The sequence below is a fragment of the Streptomyces sp. CAU 1734 genome, assembly GCF_039888735.1.
Taxonomy (GTDB): domain Bacteria; phylum Actinomycetota; class Actinomycetes; order Streptomycetales; family Streptomycetaceae; genus Streptomyces.
On the sequence record NZ_JBDQQP010000005.1, the window covers coordinates 229,693 to 245,542 of the forward strand.

The window sequence follows — 15,850 nt, forward strand, 5'->3', positions numbered from 1 at the left end:
CGACTAGGCTCAACGCGTGCCCAAGCAGCCCAGACATGCGACGGAACCACCCCTGTCTCTTCAGCTCGCCGTGGACCGCACCAGCCCGGTCCCGCTCTACTTCCAGCTCGCTCAGCAGCTGGAAGCGGCCATCGAGCGAGGGGTGCTCACGCCCGGCAGCCTGCTCGGCAATGAGATAGATCTGGCCGGACGTCTCGGCCTCTCCCGCCCGACCGTGCGCCAGGCCATTCAGTCCCTGGTCGACAAGGGTCTCCTGGTGCGCCGCCGGGGCGTCGGTACCCAGGTCGTGCACAGTCAGGTCAAGCGCCCGCTGGAGCTGAGCAGCCTCTACGACGATCTGGAGGCGGCCGGCCGCCGCCCCGCCACCGTGGTGCTCGGCAATGTCTCCGAACCGGCGAATGCCCAGGTCGCGGCAGCCCTGGGCATCGCCGAGGGCAGCGAGGTGCGGCTGGTCAGGCGACTCCGTTACGCCCATGGTGAGCCGATGGCCCTGCTCACCAACCATCTGCCGGCCGGGCTGCTGGTCTGTGACACCGAGCGGCTGGAGGCCACCGGCCTCTACCGGATGATGCGGGCCGCCGGGATCACCCTGCACAGTGCCCGGCAGTCGGTCGGCGCGCGGGCGGCCACGGCCCCGGAGGCCGAGCTGCTCACCGAGGAGCGGGGCGGCCCGGTGCTGACGATGACCCGCACCACCTTCGACGACACCGGACGGGCCGTCGAATTCGGCTCGCACATCTACCGCGCCTCGCGGTACGCCTTCGAGTTCCAGCTGCTCGCACGCCCGTAGGCGGCGCGCCCCGCCCGCCACCCGCCTGCCGCGCCCACTGCCCGCCCGCCGCCCGCGCCCGCCCCGCCCGGATCCGCCGCACCACGTCATCGATCGCGCCGGAATGTCCCCTGCGTAAGAATGTCCGGACAAAATCTTGACCTCGGCGCCCGGCCGCCGTAAAAACTCACCCAGCCGCAACCCGGCGGCCGGGAGAGAAGGCGGACCCACCATGCGTACCCCTCGCACGGCAGCAACCCCGCTCACCGGGAAGGGCGGGCCCGCCCCGGAGAAGCTCACGGCCGGCGGCACCCGATGACCACCACCGCCCCGGGCCCGGGAGGAAGCGGCCGGCCGCACCCGCGAGCCCGCGTCGGACCGGATGCGGCAGGCCGTCCGGCAGGCCCTCCGCCCCGCCCCGGCAGGCGCCCCGCGGCGGACCCGGCGCACCCGATGCCGAACCTCCGACCTGCCGTGACCCATACTTGGGCGGCTGGGGCGCGACAATTCGCCCCCCGGTCGCACGGAGAAGTGGTACGGCAAGAAGGGCACGGCGTCGTGGCAAGGGCAAGGACAGGGGTACGCGCACTCGGCGCGGTGCTGGCGGCGGTGCTCGGATTTTCCCTGGCGGGATGCAGCAGCACCGGCGGCAAGCGGGCGGAGGACGCCCGCAAGGCGAGCGCCGCGGCCGGGAAGGCCGTGGTCGACACGCCCCGCTGGACCTTCGCCATGGTCACCCACTCCGGTGACGGCGACACCTTCTGGGACATCGTCCAGAAGGGCGCCGAGGAGGCCGCGGCCAAGGACAACATCAACTTCCTCTACGCCAAGAGCGACGAGGGCCAGCAGCAGGCCCAGCTGGTTCAGACATATGTCGACAAGAAGGTCGACGGGCTGATCGTCACCCTCGCCAAGCCGGACGCGATGAAGGCCGCCGTCGAGAAGGCGGTGGCCGCGGGCATTCCCGTGATCACCGTCAACTCCGGATCCGCGCAGTCCAAGGCGTACGGGGCACTCACCCACATCGGCCAGGACGAGACCGTCGCCGGTGAGGCGGTCGGCGACGAGCTGGACGAGCGCGGCCGGAAGAAGGCCCTGTGCGTACTCCACGAACAGGGCAATGTCGGCCATGAGCAGCGCTGTGCCGGAGCGAAGAAGACCTTCGGCGGCGACCTGGTCAATCTCTATGTCGACGGCACCAACATGCCCGACGTCCAGGCGACCATCGAGGCCAAGCTCCAGACCGACCCCTCCATCGACGCCGTGGTCACCCTCGGCGCCCCCTTCGCCGACACCGCCGTGAAGGCGAAGCGCGCCGCGGGCAGCAAGGCCGAGATCGACACCTTCGACCTCAATGCCAAGGTCGCGGCCTCCCTCAAGGACGGCACCCTCGGCTTCGCCGTCGACCAGCAGCCCTACCTCCAGGGGTACGAGGCGGTCGACCTGCTCTGGCTTTACCGGTACAACGCCGATGTGCTCGGCGGCGGGAAGCCCGTGCTCACCGGGCCCCAGATCATCACCCGGGACGACGCCGGCGAGCTGGAGGACTACACCAAGCGGGGGACTCGATGACCGCGACCGCACCACCCGCCGGGACCGGCCGCCCGGCGCCCCCCGACGAGCGGCTGCTCCGCACCTCCCCGCTGCGCAGACTGCTGGGCCGCCCCGAGCTCGGCTCGGTCGTCGGCGCGCTGGCGGTCTTCATCTTCTTCGCGGTCGTCGCGGACTCCTTCCTGCGCGCGGCCAGCTTCTCCACCGTGATGTACGCGGCCTCCACGATCGGGATCATGGCCGTACCCGTCGCCCTGCTGATGATCGGCGGCGAGTTCGATCTCTCGGCGGGTGTGCTGGTCACCAGCTCCGCGCTGATCTCGTCGATGTTCAGCTACCAGATGACGGCGAATGTCTGGGTCGGTGTGCTGGTCTCGCTGCTGGTCACCCTGGCGGTGGGGGTCTTCAACGGGGTCCTGCTCACCCGGACCAATCTGCCGAGTTTCATCATCACCCTCGGCACCTTCCTCATGCTGACCGGGCTCAATCTCGGCTTCACCAAGCTGATCAGCGGCACGGTCTCCACCAAGTCCATCGCCGACATGGAGGGCTTCGACTCGGCGAAGGCGGTCTTCGCCTCCGAATTCACCCTCGGCGAGGTCACCGTCAAGGTGACCGTCCTCTGGTGGATCGCCCTGGTCGCGGTGGCCACCTGGATTCTGCTGCGCACCCGGTTCGGCAACTGGATCTTCGCGGTGGGCGGCGGCCCGCATGCCGCCCGCGCTGTCGGTGTGCCCGTCACCAGGACCCGGATCGGCCTCTACATGGGTGTCGCGTTCGCCGCCTGGATCTCCGGTCAGCATCTGCTCTTCTCCTTCGACGTGGTCCAGTCCGGCGAAGGCGTGGGCAATGAGCTCATCTACATCATCGCGGCCGTCATCGGCGGCTGTCTGATCACCGGCGGCTACGGCTCCGCGATCGGCTCGGCGGTCGGCGCCTTCATCTTCGGCATGACCAGCAAGGGCATCGTCTACGCGGAGTGGAACCCGGACTGGTTCAAGTTCTTCCTCGGGGCGATGCTGCTTCTGGCCACCCTGCTCAACGCATGGGTACGCAAGCGGGCGGAGGCGACACGATGACGGAGCGGCAGGAGCGGCCCGGGAACGAACCCGGCGGCACCGGTGAAGGCGGCGAATCCGGCGGGGCAGCCGGGGCGCCGGCCCTGATCGAGCTCGAATCGGTCAGCAAGTACTACGGCAACATCCGCGCGCTGGAGGGCGTCTCGCTGGAGGTCCGCGCCGGCGAGATCACCTGTGTCCTCGGCGACAACGGCGCCGGCAAGTCCACCCTCATCAAGATCATCGCCGGGCTGCACCACCACGACGCGGGCACCTTCCGCATCGAGGGCGGGGAGACCCGCCTCTCCAACCCCCGCGACGCCCTCGACCGGGGCATCGCCACCGTCTACCAGGACCTGGCGGTCGTCCCGCTGATGCCGGTCTGGCGGAATTTCTTCCTCGGCTCGGAACCGACGAAGGGCGCCGGCCCCTTCAAACGCCTCGATGTCCGCGCGATGCGCGAGACGACCAGGTCCGAGCTGCTGCGGATGGGCATCGACCTCCGCGACGTCGACCAGCCCATCGGAACCCTGTCGGGCGGCGAGCGGCAGTGTGTCGCCATCGCCCGGGCCGTGTACTTCGGCGCGAAGGTGCTGGTGCTGGACGAGCCGACGGCCGCGCTCGGCGTCAAGCAGTCCGGTGTGGTGCTGAAGTATGTGGCGGCGGCCCGGGACGCCGGTCTCGGGGTCGTGCTGATCACCCACAATCCGCACCACGCCTATCTGGTGGGCAACCGGTTCGTGCTGCTCAAGCGGGGCACCATGTCGGCGAGCCACACCAGGGACTCCGTCACCCTGGACGAACTGACCCGGCAGATGGCCGGCGGCAGCGAGCTGGACGATCTCCGCCATGAGCTGGAGAGCGCCCCGCCCCCCGCCCACCCGGGCGGCCACGGCTGAGCACCCGGTGCCGGCACCGGCCCGCCGAAGCCCCGCGCCGGTGCGCCGGAGCGGGGCTCGGGCCTCCCGTCCGCCGCAAGGCCGGGGGCCGCGCTCCGGCGCCCCGGATGGCAGAATCAGGCACCCGTGGGCACCCCGCGTACCCATGGGACGCCCCCCGCCCCCGACACCCCGCAGGGACATGAGCACCTATCGCGATTTCGCGCACCGCGGCTCCGCCCGCGCCACCGTCCTGCGCACCGTCGGCACCCGCGAGCGGCGTTCGCATCTGACCGCGCCCCGGGTTCCCACCGTCGGCATCGACATCGGCGGTACGAAGGTGATGGCGGGCGTCGTGGACGCCGACGGGGTCATCCTGGAGAAGCTCCGCACCGAGACCCCCGACAAGTCGAAGAGCCCCAAGGTGGTCGAGGACACCATCTGCGAGCTGGTGCTCGATCTCTCCGACCGCCACGATGTGCACGCGGTCGGCATCGGCGCGGCCGGCTGGGTCGACGCGGACCGCTCGAAGGTGCTCTTCGCACCCCATCTGGCCTGGCGCAATGAACCGCTCAGGGACGCCCTCTCGGCCCGCCTCGCCGTGCCCGTACTCGTCGACAACGACGCCAACACCGCCGCCTGGGCGGAGTGGCGTTTCGGCGCCGGCCGCGGCGAGGACCATCTGGTGATGATCACCCTGGGCACCGGGATCGGCGGCGCGATTCTGGAGGACGGCCAGGTCAAGCGGGGGAAGTACGGAGTTGCCGGCGAATTCGGCCATATGCAGGTCGTGCCGGGTGGCCACCGCTGCCCGTGCGGCAATCGGGGCTGCTGGGAGCAGTACAGCTCCGGCAACGCGCTGGTGCGCGAGGCCCGCGAGCTGGCGGCGGCCGATTCCCCCGTGGCGCACAGCCTGATCGACCGGGTCGGCGGCAATGTCGGCGACATCACCGGCCCGCTGATCACCGAGCTCGCCCGCGAGGGCGACGCGATGTGCGTGGAGCTCTTCCAGGACATCGGACAGTGGCTCGGCGTCGGCATCGCCAATCTGGCCGCCGCGCTCGACCCGTCCTGCTTCGTCATCGGCGGCGGTGTCAGCGCGGCCGACGACCTTCTCATCGGCCCGGCCCGGGACGCCTTCCGCCGCCATCTCACCGGCCGCGGCTACCGCCCGGAGGCCCGGATCACCAAGGCCCAGCTCGGCCCGGAGGCCGGCATGGTCGGAGCGGCCGATCTGGCCCGGCTGGTGGCCCGCCGATTCCGGCGCGCGAACCGCCGGCGGGTGGAACGCCACGAGCGGTACGAGCGGTACGCGCAGGCCCTGCGCAATTCGACCTCGCCCCGCACGGCACAGGAGCCCTGACCCCGGGCCCCGCCCGCCCGGCGCGGGAGCCCTCACCTCCGGACCTCCCGCCGCGCGGCGCCCCGCCACCGGCCCCTCCCGCCCCGCCCGCCGGGCATCCCGAGGTCGCCCGTACGGCCCCGTCCGCCGGGCCCGCTCCCGGCCGGCCGATCACGCCGCGCGCCGTCCACCGCCCGCCGGACCGTAGACTCGACCCCGTCCGCCTCCGCCGCAGCATCTCAGGAACGCCCTCGTCATGACCGTGCCCCGCCAGCTCACCTCCCCGGATCAGAGCTTCCGTCCCCCCGAGGGGCGGCGGCACATGATCCTCCGCCGCTGGCTGACCGCGATCATCATCGTCCTGCTCGTGGGCATCCCGGCCGGATATCTGGTGATCTCCGCCGAGCAGAGCCGCGAGAGCGGCCGGAAGAAGGCCGCCGAGGCGTCCGCGAGCGGGCTGCGGGACAGCTGGCCCTCCCAGACGAAGCGCAGCATCTTCGAGGTGCCCATCCCGCGCAAGTCGACCAAGGTCGCCTACTTCGAGACCAGCAACTGGAAGACCAGCAGGCTGTACGTCCAGTTCACCACCACCTCCGCCGGTCTCGACCGCTTCCTCGACGGCGTGGGCACCAGCCGCGGGGCCTTGGAGGAGGGCGTCGGCATCGCCCCCCGGGACGCCGCCACGGTCGGCTGGGACTTCCGCGACGGAATGCCCTGGACGAGTACGCGCAAGGAGAAGGAGCGCCCGCGCCCCTCCCAGGACATCACCGTCGACCTGTCCGACGCGGACCGTCCCAGGGTGTACGTCGTCTCCACGGCCAACCCCTGACGGGTGCCCCGGCACCCGGCTGACAGGGCCGCCGCGCGGACAGTACGTTGACCCGATGGATCTGCTCAGACCAGTCCTCCAGCCGTACGCCTGGGGCTCCCGGCATGTGATCGCCGACTTCCAGGGACGCCCGGTGCCGTCCGCCGGCCCCGAGGCGGAACTGTGGATGGGGGCCCACCCCTCGGCCCCGTCCGGGGTGACGCGGGACGGGCGGGAGACAACCCTGGACGCCGTGGTGGCGGCCGATCCGGTACGCGAGCTGGGAGCCGTGTGCCGGGACCGCTTCGGGGGCCGGCTGCCGTTTCTGCTGAAGATCCTGGCCGCCGAGAAGGCGCTCTCCATCCAGGTCCACCCCGGCCGGGCACAGGCCGAGGCCGGTTTCGCCGCGGAGCGGGGGGACAGGGGCGCCCGCACCTATGTGGACGACTGGCCGAAGCCGGAGATCCTCTGCGCGCTGACACCCTTCGAGGTACTGGCCGGTTTCCGGGAGGCCGCCGAGGCGGCCGAGGTGCTCGGCGCGCTGGGCCTGCCGGAGCTGCGCCCGGTGAGCCGCGCACTGCGCGCCGACGGCGGTCCGGAGCGTCTGACCGAGGCACTGCGGCTGGTGCTGACCTGGCCCGCGCACAACCGGGCCCGGCTGCTCGGCGCCGCCGGGTCCGCATGCGAGCGGCTGATCGCGGAGGGCGGCGCGCACCGGGGAGCGTACGACGCGTTCGTACGGATGTCGGCGGACCATCCCGGCGACATCGGCCTGCTGGCCTCGCTGCTCCTGCGCCACATGGTCCTGGAACCGGGGGAGGCGCTCTTCATGCCCGCCGGGGGGCCGCACGCCTACATCAAGGGCGTCGGAGTGGAGCTCCTCGCCAATTCGGACAATGTGCTGCGCGCCGGGCTGACCGCGAAACATCTGGACGTCCCCGAACTGCTCCGGGTCGTCGATCCGGCCGTCGAGGTGCCCGTACTGCTGCCGCGGCCGCTGCCCGGGTCGGACGCGGTGAGCGTGTACGACTCCACCGCACCGGAGTTCCGGCTGCACCGGTTCGGCATCGACGGCGACCCGGTCGGGGTCCTCGCCGGCGGGCCGAGGATCGTGCTGTGCGTGGAGGGTGCCGCGGTGCTGCGGGACGGCGAGGGCGAGCTCGGACTCTCCCGCGGCGAATCGTGTTTCCTCTCCGCGGCGGACGGCCCGGTGACGGCCGAGGGCAAGGCGACGCTCTTCGTCGCCGCCGTCGGCTGAGCGGCACTCCGCCGCCCCGGGGGCGCGCGCGGCAGGCGGTATCCGCACATGCCCGCATACGGAACCCCGGACGGGTCTCCCGCCGCGGCGGACAACTGGGGAGGTCTTGCGAGTGTCCCGACCCCCTCCCGTGGGACGTGATGAGATATGGGAGCGTGAGCGGGTGAGTGAGACGACGACCAAGACCCTGCAATACCGCGTTGACGGGCCGGAGGACGCGCCGGTCCTGATCCTGGGCCCCTCTCTCGGCACGACATGGCACATGTGGGACCGGCAGATCGCGGACCTCTCCCGCGAGTGGCGGGTCCTCCGCTACGACCTGCCGGGGCACGGCGGCGCCCCCGCCCACCCGGCCATCGCCGTCGCGGACCTCGCCGACCGGCTGCTCGCCACCGTCGACGAGCTGGGCATCCAGCGCTTCGGCTACGCGGGCTGTTCGATCGGCGGGGCGATCGGCATCGACCTGGCGCTGCGCCATCCCCATCGCATCGCCTCCCTCGCGCTGGTGGCCGCGTCACCGCGGTTCGGGACCGCCGACGAATTCCGCCGTCAGGGCGTGGTGGTCCGCACCAACGGTCTCGACCCCATCGCCCGCAGCGCTCCCGAGCACTGGTTCACCCTCGGCTTCGCCGCCGCCCAGCCCGCCATCGTCGACTGGGCCGTCCAGATGGTGCGCACCACCGACCCCGGCTGCTACATCGCCGCCTGCGAGGCGCTGGCCGCCTTCGACGCACGGGCCGATCTGGGCCGGGTCGGCGTCCCCACCCTCGTACTCGTCGGCTCGGAGGACCAGGTCACGGGCCCCGCGGAGGCGCGCACCCTGGTCGCCGGGATACCGGACGCCCGGCTCGCCCTGGTGCCCGGCGCCTCCCATCTGGCGCCCGTGGAACAGCCCGGCGCGGTCACCGATCTGCTCGTGCGCCACTTCGCGGGCGTCGCCCAGGACACCCTGTCGGCCATCCCGGTGCAGCAGCCGGTGCCGGTGGTCTCCGCGCCGGTGACCCCCGTGGCGGAGATCGCCCCCGCGGTCCCGGCCGGTGACCCCGCCGAGCTCTCCGGCGAGGAGCCCGCGGCCGGCCGCCCCGACCCCCTCGGGGCGGGGACACGGATCCGCCGGGAGGTCCTGGGCAACACCCATGTGGACCGGGTCACGGCGGCGGACGGATTCACCGGCGACTTCCAGGAGCTCGTCACCCGGTACGCGTGGGGCGAGGTGTGGGCCCGCGAGGGGCTCGACCGGCGCACCCGCAGTGTCGTCACCCTGACGGCGCTGATCGCCGGCGGTCACCGGGAGGAGCTGGCCACCCACACCCGCGCCGCGCTGCGGAACGGACTCACCCCCGACGAGATCCGGGAAATCCTCCTCCACACCGCCCTGTACTGCGGAATTCCGGCGGCCAACGCCGCCTTCGCGGTGGCGCGTGAGGTCATCCGGGAGGAGACGGCCCCCAAGGCATAGCACCATGGGCCCATGAAGCTCATCAAGCGGAAGCATTCCTGTGTGCGGCTGGAGAAGGACGGGGCGGTGCTGGTCATCGACCCCGGCGCCTTCAGCGAGGAGGACGCCGCCGCCGGCGCGGACGCGATCCTGGTCACCCATGAGCATCCGGACCACTTCGACGAGGGCCGTCTGCGGGCGGCCCTCGCCGCCGGGGCCGAGGTGTGGGCGCCGCGGAGCGTGGCCGCGGAGTTGTCGGCGGCCTTCCCCGGGCGGGTGCACACCGTGGGCGGCGGCGACACCTTCACCGCGGCCGGCCTCGGCGTCGAGGTCCACGGCGAACTGCATGCCGTGATCCACCCGGATCTGCCGCGCGTCACCAATGTGGGCTTCCTCGTGGACGGCTCCGTCTTCCACCCGGGCGACGCGCTGACCGTGCCGGGCCGGCCGGTCGAGACCCTGCTCCTGCCGGTCCAGGCGCCGTGGAGCAAGATCTCCGAGGTCATCGACTATGTGCGCGAGGTGCGGCCGGGCCGGGTCATCGATGTCCACGACGCGCTGCTGACCGATCTGGCCAGACCGCTCTACGACGCCCACCTGCGCAATCTCGGCGGCGCGCCGCATGCCATGCCCGCCCCGGGGGACAGCGTGGACCTGTGACTGTCAGAGCCCGGTACTAGGCTTCACCCCATGCGAATCGCCACCTGGAACGTCAACTCGATCACCGCCCGGCTGCCCCGGCTGCTGGCCTGGCTGGAGGCCAGCGGTACGGATGTGCTCTGTATCCAGGAGACGAAGTGCACCGCGGAGCAGTTCCCCGCCGAGCAGCTCCGGGAGATCGGGTACGAATCAGAGGTCCACGCCGACGGCCGGTGGAACGGCGTCGCGCTGGTCTCCCGGGTGGGGCTCACCGATGTGGTCAAGGGTCTGCCCGGCGGGCCGGAGTACGGAGCCGCGCAGGAGCCGCGGGCCATCTCGGCGACCTGTGGCCCGGTCCGGCTCTGGTCGGTCTATGTGCCCAATGGCCGGGAGGTCACCCATGACCACTACACCTACAAGCTGGCCTGGCTCGGGGCGCTGAAGGAGGCCGTGGCGGCGGACGCGGCGGGGGAGCGGCCCTTCGCCGTCCTCGGCGATTTCAACATCGCCCCGGCCGACGACGACGTCTGGGACCGTTCCGTCTTCGAGGGCAGCACCCATGTCACCGAGCCCGAGCGGGCGGCGCTGGCCGCGCTGCGGGAGACCGGCCTCTCCGATGTGGTGCCGCGCCCCCTCAAGTACACCCATCCCTTCACCTACTGGGACTACCGCCAGCTCGCCTTTCCGAAGAACCGGGGCATGCGCATCGACCTGGTCTACGGCAACGCCCCCTTCGCGGCGGCGGTGAAGGACGGCTATGTCGACCGCGAGGAGCGCAAGGGCAAGGGCGCGTCCGACCATGCCCCGGTGGTGGTGGATCTGACCGTCTGACTCCCCGGCCCGTACCGCCGCGCCCCCGTCCGGCGGGGCGCGGTGATGACATCCGGTAACGGTTGACGCGCGCCCTGTGGTGCCCCCCGCCGTGAGGATGCGACGCTGAGTGGTATGAACATCCCTTTCTTGGACAACTGGCTGAGGCGCCACGGCGACGAGCGGCGGACCGGTGATCCCGCCGCCGACACCGACCCGGAGCGGGCGGCGGCCATCGCCGAGCTGCTCTCGGAGTGCGAGCTGCTGCGTGTCCGAGCAGAGCGGCTGGGTCTGGTCCTGGACGACTCCCCGGAGTCCCTGGCCGCGCTGGACCAGCTTCCGCCGCGCTGGCGCGATGATCCGGAGGAGCTGCCCTGGCTGGGCAATGACGCCGGGCTCTATCTGGGCACGGTCATCGTCCGTACGGTGCCGGGCGCGAGCTGGCACATCTGGCCGGCCGGTCATCCGGTGGTGCGGCTCGCCTCCGGCCGGGAGATCGGTGTGGTCGAGGCGGGGCTGGAATGGGCCGTCAACGGGGCGCCCGAGCTGTCGCAGGTCTACGCGGAGGCGGCCGAGGCCTGACCCGTACGAGCCCCGCCCGGCCCCGTACCCGTACGAGCTCCGCCCGGCCCCGTACCCCGCACCCGTCTCACCGGCCCCGCCCGGCCGCGCGCCTCACCCGTTCCGCACCCGTTCCGCACCCGCCCGGGGTCCGCCCCGGATCCGAACGGACGCCCGAACCTCCTCCGAACTGCCGCATCAATAAATACGGCTTATGCCCTATTTATGCGTGTCGTGTGTGAAGTCCCTTATCGGGCTGGATAGTTTGCGCTGACCTCGACAAGCGATGAGTGGGGCAGGGCAGCGTATGGCCGTCGTCGATCCGTTGATCGAGCTGCGGGACGTCAACAAACACTACGGGCAGTTGCACGTTCTCCAGGACATCAATCTCGCCGTCGGACGCGGGGAGGTGGTGGTGGTCATCGGGCCGTCCGGCTCCGGCAAGTCGACGCTCTGCCGGACCATGAACCGGCTGGAGACCATCGAGTCCGGCACGATCACCATCGACGGCGAACCGCTTCCGGCGGAGGGAAAAGGACTCGCCCGGCTCCGGGCCGATGTCGGGATGGTCTTCCAGTCCTTCAATCTCTTCGCCCACAAAACCGTCCTCGCCAATGTCTCGCTCGCCCAGGTCAAGGTCCGGGGCCGCAAGAAGGACGAGGCCGACCGGCGCTCCCGGGAACTCCTCGACCGGGTGGGCCTCGCCGACCAGGCGGACAAGTACCCGGCCCAGCTCTCCGGCGGACAGCAGCAGCGGGTGGCCATCGCCCGCGCGCTCGCCATGGACCCGAAGGTCATGCTCTTCGACGAGCCGACCTCCGCCCTCGACCCCGAGATGATCAACGAGGTCCTGGAGGTGATGCAGCAGCTCGCCCGGGACGGCATGACCATGGTCGTCGTCACCCATGAGATGGGCTTCGCCCGCTCCGCCGCCAACCGTGTGGTGTTCATGGCCGACGGCCGCTGTCTGGAGGACCGCACCCCGGACGAGTTCTTCACCAACCCGCGCACCGACCGGGCCAAGGACTTCCTCTCCAAGATCCTCAAGCACTGAGGGGGTGCACGGACCGATGCCACACACACCACACCCCCGCCCGGCCGCGCGCCGGATCCGCGGCGCCCTGCTGCGCACCGCGCTCGCGCTGGTGCTGCTGCTCGCAGCGGCGGCCTGCGGCAAGGAGGGCAGCCCCCCGGTCAAGGGACCGGAACCGGGGAAGCTGCCGCAGTACGCGGTGAACACCGGCTTCGAGCTGAACGATTCACCGACCTGGCGCAAGGCGAGGAAGCGCGGTCACTTCAATGTCGGGGTGAAGGAGGACCAGCCGTACCTCGGCGAGAAGGACCCCGCCACCGGCCTCTACTCGGGCTTCGACATCGAGATCGCCCGCATGGTCTCCGCCTCCCTCGGTCTCGACCCGGCGCGGATCGACTTCCGCACCATCGCCTCCGCCAACCGCGAAACCGCCCTCCAGAACGGCCAGATCGACTACTACGTCGGCACCTACACCATCAACGACAACCGCAAGAAGCTCGTCGGCTTCGCCGGCCCCTACTACCTCGCCGGACAGTCCCTTCTGGTCCGGGCCGACGAGGACGACATCAAGGGCCCGCGGGACCTCGACGGCAAACGCGTCTGCTCCGCCACCGGCTCCACCCCCTACCAGCGCATCCAGCAGGACTACCCCAAGGCGGAGCTGGTCGCCTACGACACCTACTCCATCTGCGTCGACAACCTCCTCACCTACCAGGTCGACGCCGTCACCACCGACGACGCCATCCTCATCGGCTACGCCGCCAAGGCCCCCGACGAACTGAAGGTCGTCGGCAAGCCCTTCTCCGAGGAGCCCTACGGCATCGGCGTCCCGCGCGACGACAACGCCCTGCGTTTCGCCATCGACGACGCCCTGGAGGCCAATGAGAAGAACGGCAACTGGAAGAAGGCCTACGACGCCACCCTCGGTCTCTCCGGAGTCCCGGCGCCCGAGCCGCCCCCGATCGACCGCTACCCGGCGAGCTGAGGAAACACGGTGCCGGCATGAAGGTACTGACCGACAACTTCTCCCTGTACGCCGAGGGCTTCCTCGGCACCGTCGAGCTGACCGTCTACTCCTCGCTGCTCGCCCTGGCCCTCGGCTTCCTGATGGCCGCCTTCCGGGTCGCTCCCGTCGGCTCGCTGCGGACGATCGGCGCGGTCTGGGTGAACGTGCTCCGCAACACCCCGCTGACCCTGCTCTTCTTCGCCGTGCTCCTCGGACTGCCCCGCTTCGGGCTGGTCCTGCCCTTCAAGGTCTTCGCGGTGCTCGCGCTGGGCTGCTACACCTCCGCCTTCATCTGCGAAGCCCTGCGCTCCGGCATCAACACGGTCCCCAAGGGCCAGGGGGAGGCCGCGCGCAGCCTCGGCATGACCTTCGGCCAGACCCTGAACAATGTGGTGCTGCCGCAGGCGTTCCGCACCGTGATCTCCCCGGTCGGCTCCACGCTCATCGCCCTCGCCAAGAACTCCGCCATCGCCGGGGCGTTCAGCGTCACCGAACTGCTCGGCACCTACAAGACCCTCAGCGAACTGGGCTACAACATCATCTGGACCTTCGTCTGGATCGCCGTCGGATATCTGATCATCACCCTCACCATCAGTGCGCTGTTCAACGTGCTGGAGAAGCGCTACGGAGTCGCCCGATGACCGATTCCACCGCCCTCTATGACATCCCCGGTCCCAGAACCCGCAGACGTCACCGGATCTACGGCGTCATCTCCACCGTCGCGATCCTCGCGCTCATCGGCTGGGTGCTGTATCTCCTCTTCGACACCGGTCAGTTCACCGCCGAGAAATGGAGCCCCTTCGAGTACAAGGGAATCCAGGAGCTGCTGCTGCGCGGTCTCGGCAACACCCTCAAGGCATTCGCCTACGCGGCCGTGCTCTCCCTCGTCCTCGGCGGGATCCTGGCCTGCGGCAGACTCTCCGACCACCGGCCGGTGCGCTGGGTCGCCACCCTGGTCGTGGAGTTCTTCCGGGCCATGCCGGTACTGGTGATGATCTTCTTCATCTTCGTGGCGCTGAAAGTGCAGCCACTGCCCGCACTGGTCGCCGGACTCACCCTCTACAACGGCTCCGTGCTCGCCGAGGTGTTCCGTGCCGGGGTCAATTCGGTGGACCGCGGCCAGCGCGAGGCCGCGTACGCGCTGGGCATGCGCAAAACACAGGTCATGACCCATGTCCTGGCGCCGCAGGCGGTGCGCGCCATGCTGCCCGCCATCATCAGCCAGCTCGTGGTGGCACTGAAGGACACCTCGCTCGGCTATCTCATCACCTATGAGGAATTCCTCCACGCCGGAAAGCTGATCGCGTCGAACCTCGACTACGATCTGCCGTTCATCCCCGTGGTGATGGTCATCTCGCCGATCTACATCGGGATGTGCATGCTGCTCTCCTGGTTCGCCAACTGGATCGCCAGAAGGCAGCGCCGCAATCCGAAAACCGAGGCCGCGGAGATCGCCCCGGCCGAACCAGGGACGCTGCTGCCCAAAGGACCCAACGCGCCCGGAAGGACGTAGCGGGCCGGGCAGTGGCTCATGGGGTGCGAACCGGGTCCCCGACGGGACCGGGCGGCAGCCGGTGATCACTTCTGGCGTGACCGGACCGACTGAGCGCACGGGCCGGCCGCGAACGAGGAGAAGGTCAGCTGTGTGCCCAGCGGATCGTGCCCGATGGAGAGCGGGTCGACAGTGCCGACAGCCATGGCGAGACGCCGGCCTGCCGGGATGTCACAGGCGGTGGAGAAGAGCTCCGGGCCGGCGGCGAACGGCCGGCCGGACGTCCGGCCGTGGCGGAGCCGCGGAGCGCTGCCGGCCGGCTTGCCGAGGCCGAGCGGGCCCGCGTCGCAGAGAACCGGCGACGCGGGTGCCGCTCTCCTTGGTACGGCGGCGGTGACGGCAACGGCATCCGGGCCCCCGAGGCCCGTCCGCCGTACCGGAGGAGCCCGCTCAGCCCGTCGCCCGGTGCGAGGCGGGAGCCGGAGCGGGCAGCGGCTCCCGTGCCGTACGGGTCACATCCGCCACCAGCTCGACCACATCCGGCCCGTACGCCTGTGAATTGACCACCTTCAGCAGCAGGACGAACGATTCGCCGCGGTACTTGCGCGCCAGCTTCTCGTGGTGCCGGGCGAGATACCGGGTCGCCGCCTGATTGGTGATGGCACGCTGCCCGCAGAAGAGGAAGACCGGCCGCCCGGCCTCCCCGGCCGTCAGCCGCGCCAGCAGGACGTACTCCGCCACCCCCGGATCGACCCGGTACCGCTCCGGCCCGATCCGGAACGCCCCCTGATCCGGGCCCCGCTCCGGACTGGTGTTCACCCGGACGCCCGGCAGGAGTGAGTGAAGATGTGCCGCCATCCGCCGGTTGGAGAAGGGCCCGCCGAGACAGAACTCGGTGCGTTCGCCGAACCCCTGCCCCGCCGTGTCGTGCCAGAGGATCTGCGTGTGCGCCCCGCACTCCTTGATGAGCGCGGAGAGCTCTATCAGCGCGAAGACGTCGAAGCGGTGCACCGAGCCGTCGCGTCCCGCCTCGCGGTTGACGACCAGCAGCGACTCCGCGTTCCCCGGCAGTCCGAGGAACGCCTGCTTGCGGCGGAGCCGGCGCCGCCACAGATGGGTGCGGGTGAGCCAGCCGAGCGAGGCGCTGATGCCCGCCGCCATCACACCGAGCACGATATTGCGTACATCGTCGTTCATGGCCGGGCAT

16 protein-coding genes and 1 pseudogene are annotated in these 15,850 nt (G+C 70.8%); 15 read left to right on the plus strand and 2 right to left on the minus strand.

Annotated features, from left to right (window positions below):
- Positions 1-70 precede the first annotated feature (70 nt).
- From AAFN69_RS11650 to AAFN69_RS11720, 15 genes are all read left to right on the plus strand, one after another.
- Entirely contained in the window at positions 71-790 is a 720-nt protein-coding gene (locus tag AAFN69_RS11650) for a GntR family transcriptional regulator (RefSeq protein ID WP_347728530.1), read from the plus strand.
- A 537-nt stretch (positions 791-1,327) separates the two neighbouring features.
- On the plus strand, positions 1,328-2,341 hold the full coding sequence (locus AAFN69_RS11655; RefSeq protein ID WP_347728317.1) for a sugar ABC transporter substrate-binding protein: 1,014 nt from the start codon (positions 1,328-1,330) through the stop codon (positions 2,339-2,341).
- Positions 2,338-3,399, plus strand: a complete 1,062-nt coding sequence (locus AAFN69_RS11660) for an ABC transporter permease (protein ID WP_347728318.1) — start codon at positions 2,338-2,340, stop codon at positions 3,397-3,399. Before AAFN69_RS11655 ends, AAFN69_RS11660 begins: the two co-directional genes overlap by 4 nt.
- Positions 3,396-4,277 carry an ATP-binding cassette domain-containing protein gene (locus tag AAFN69_RS11665; protein ID WP_347728319.1) on the plus strand — a complete coding sequence of 294 codons (882 nt, stop codon included), beginning with the start codon at positions 3,396-3,398 and terminating at the stop codon, positions 4,275-4,277. The genes AAFN69_RS11660 and AAFN69_RS11665 overlap by 4 nt, the downstream gene beginning before the upstream one ends.
- Positions 4,278-4,458: 181 nt before the next feature.
- A complete protein-coding gene (locus tag AAFN69_RS11670; RefSeq protein WP_347728320.1) occupies positions 4,459-5,619 on the plus strand; it encodes an ROK family glucokinase in 1,161 nt (386 codons plus the stop codon).
- Between the two features lie 235 nt (positions 5,620-5,854).
- Entirely contained in the window at positions 5,855-6,427 is a 573-nt protein-coding gene (locus AAFN69_RS11675; RefSeq protein ID WP_347728321.1) for a hypothetical protein, read from the plus strand.
- A gap of 55 nt (positions 6,428-6,482) precedes the next feature.
- The gene (gene manA, locus AAFN69_RS11680; protein ID WP_347728322.1) at positions 6,483-7,664 is read left to right on the plus strand and encodes a mannose-6-phosphate isomerase, class I; all 1,182 of its coding nucleotides are present in this window, start codon (positions 6,483-6,485) and stop codon (positions 7,662-7,664) included.
- A gap of 163 nt (positions 7,665-7,827) precedes the next feature.
- Complete coding sequence (locus AAFN69_RS11685; RefSeq protein ID WP_347728323.1) at positions 7,828-9,123, plus strand: alpha/beta fold hydrolase; 1,296 nt, start codon at positions 7,828-7,830, stop codon at positions 9,121-9,123.
- Positions 9,124-9,135: 12 nt separating this feature from the next.
- Positions 9,136-9,762, plus strand: coding sequence for an MBL fold metallo-hydrolase (locus tag AAFN69_RS11690; protein ID WP_347728324.1), 627 nt, complete (start codon positions 9,136-9,138; stop codon positions 9,760-9,762).
- Positions 9,763-9,792: 30 nt separating this feature from the next.
- Positions 9,793-10,572, plus strand: coding sequence for an exodeoxyribonuclease III (locus tag AAFN69_RS11695; protein ID WP_347728325.1), 780 nt, complete (start codon positions 9,793-9,795; stop codon positions 10,570-10,572).
- A 114-nt stretch (positions 10,573-10,686) separates the two neighbouring features.
- The gene (locus tag AAFN69_RS11700) at positions 10,687-11,133 is read left to right on the plus strand and encodes a DUF6278 family protein (protein WP_347728326.1); all 447 of its coding nucleotides are present in this window, start codon (positions 10,687-10,689) and stop codon (positions 11,131-11,133) included.
- Between the two features lie 286 nt (positions 11,134-11,419).
- The gene (locus tag AAFN69_RS11705; RefSeq protein WP_347728327.1) at positions 11,420-12,166 is read left to right on the plus strand and encodes an amino acid ABC transporter ATP-binding protein; all 747 of its coding nucleotides are present in this window, start codon (positions 11,420-11,422) and stop codon (positions 12,164-12,166) included.
- Between the two features lie 16 nt (positions 12,167-12,182).
- Positions 12,183-13,130, plus strand: coding sequence for a glutamate ABC transporter substrate-binding protein (locus AAFN69_RS11710; protein WP_347728328.1), 948 nt, complete (start codon positions 12,183-12,185; stop codon positions 13,128-13,130).
- Between the two features lie 17 nt (positions 13,131-13,147).
- Complete coding sequence (locus tag AAFN69_RS11715; RefSeq protein WP_347728329.1) at positions 13,148-13,792, plus strand: amino acid ABC transporter permease; 645 nt, start codon at positions 13,148-13,150, stop codon at positions 13,790-13,792.
- Positions 13,789-14,664, plus strand: coding sequence for an amino acid ABC transporter permease (locus tag AAFN69_RS11720; RefSeq protein ID WP_347728330.1), 876 nt, complete (start codon positions 13,789-13,791; stop codon positions 14,662-14,664). Before AAFN69_RS11715 ends, AAFN69_RS11720 begins: the two co-directional genes overlap by 4 nt.
- 65 nt (positions 14,665-14,729) lie before the next feature.
- Here the strand turns inward: AAFN69_RS11720 and AAFN69_RS11725 are convergent.
- Together AAFN69_RS11725 and AAFN69_RS11730 are read right to left on the minus strand one after the other, a co-directional pair.
- A pseudogene (locus tag AAFN69_RS11725) lies at positions 14,730-15,027 on the minus strand (acyl esterase); the annotation flags it as partial.
- 66 nt (positions 15,028-15,093) lie between these two features.
- Entirely contained in the window at positions 15,094-15,840 is a 747-nt protein-coding gene (locus tag AAFN69_RS11730; RefSeq protein ID WP_347728331.1) for a hypothetical protein, read from the minus strand.
- Between the last annotated feature and the right edge of the window lie 10 nt (positions 15,841-15,850).

What these genes read in the sequence shown, in the direction of transcription:
- AAFN69_RS11660 (WP_347728318.1), top strand. Translation starts at nt 2,338, where the DNA reads ATGACCGCGACCGCACCACCCGCCGGGACCGGCCGCCCGGCGCCCCCC.
- AAFN69_RS11665 (WP_347728319.1), top strand. Translation starts at nt 3,396, where the DNA reads ATGACGGAGCGGCAGGAGCGGCCCGGGAACGAACCCGGCGGCACCGGT.
- AAFN69_RS11670 (WP_347728320.1), top strand. Translation starts at nt 4,459, where the DNA reads ATGAGCACCTATCGCGATTTCGCGCACCGCGGCTCCGCCCGCGCCACC.
- AAFN69_RS11675 (WP_347728321.1), top strand. Translation starts at nt 5,855, where the DNA reads ATGACCGTGCCCCGCCAGCTCACCTCCCCGGATCAGAGCTTCCGTCCC.
- manA (WP_347728322.1), top strand. Translation starts at nt 6,483, where the DNA reads ATGGATCTGCTCAGACCAGTCCTCCAGCCGTACGCCTGGGGCTCCCGG.
- AAFN69_RS11690 (WP_347728324.1), top strand. Translation starts at nt 9,136, where the DNA reads ATGAAGCTCATCAAGCGGAAGCATTCCTGTGTGCGGCTGGAGAAGGAC.
- AAFN69_RS11695 (WP_347728325.1), top strand. Translation starts at nt 9,793, where the DNA reads ATGCGAATCGCCACCTGGAACGTCAACTCGATCACCGCCCGGCTGCCC.
- AAFN69_RS11700 (WP_347728326.1), top strand. Translation starts at nt 10,687, where the DNA reads ATGAACATCCCTTTCTTGGACAACTGGCTGAGGCGCCACGGCGACGAG.
- AAFN69_RS11705 (WP_347728327.1), top strand. Translation starts at nt 11,420, where the DNA reads ATGGCCGTCGTCGATCCGTTGATCGAGCTGCGGGACGTCAACAAACAC.
- AAFN69_RS11710 (WP_347728328.1), top strand. Translation starts at nt 12,183, where the DNA reads ATGCCACACACACCACACCCCCGCCCGGCCGCGCGCCGGATCCGCGGC.
- AAFN69_RS11715 (WP_347728329.1), top strand. Translation starts at nt 13,148, where the DNA reads ATGAAGGTACTGACCGACAACTTCTCCCTGTACGCCGAGGGCTTCCTC.
- AAFN69_RS11720 (WP_347728330.1), top strand. Translation starts at nt 13,789, where the DNA reads ATGACCGATTCCACCGCCCTCTATGACATCCCCGGTCCCAGAACCCGC.
- AAFN69_RS11730 (WP_347728331.1), bottom strand. Translation starts at nt 15,840, where the DNA reads ATGAACGACGATGTACGCAATATCGTGCTCGGTGTGATGGCGGCGGGC.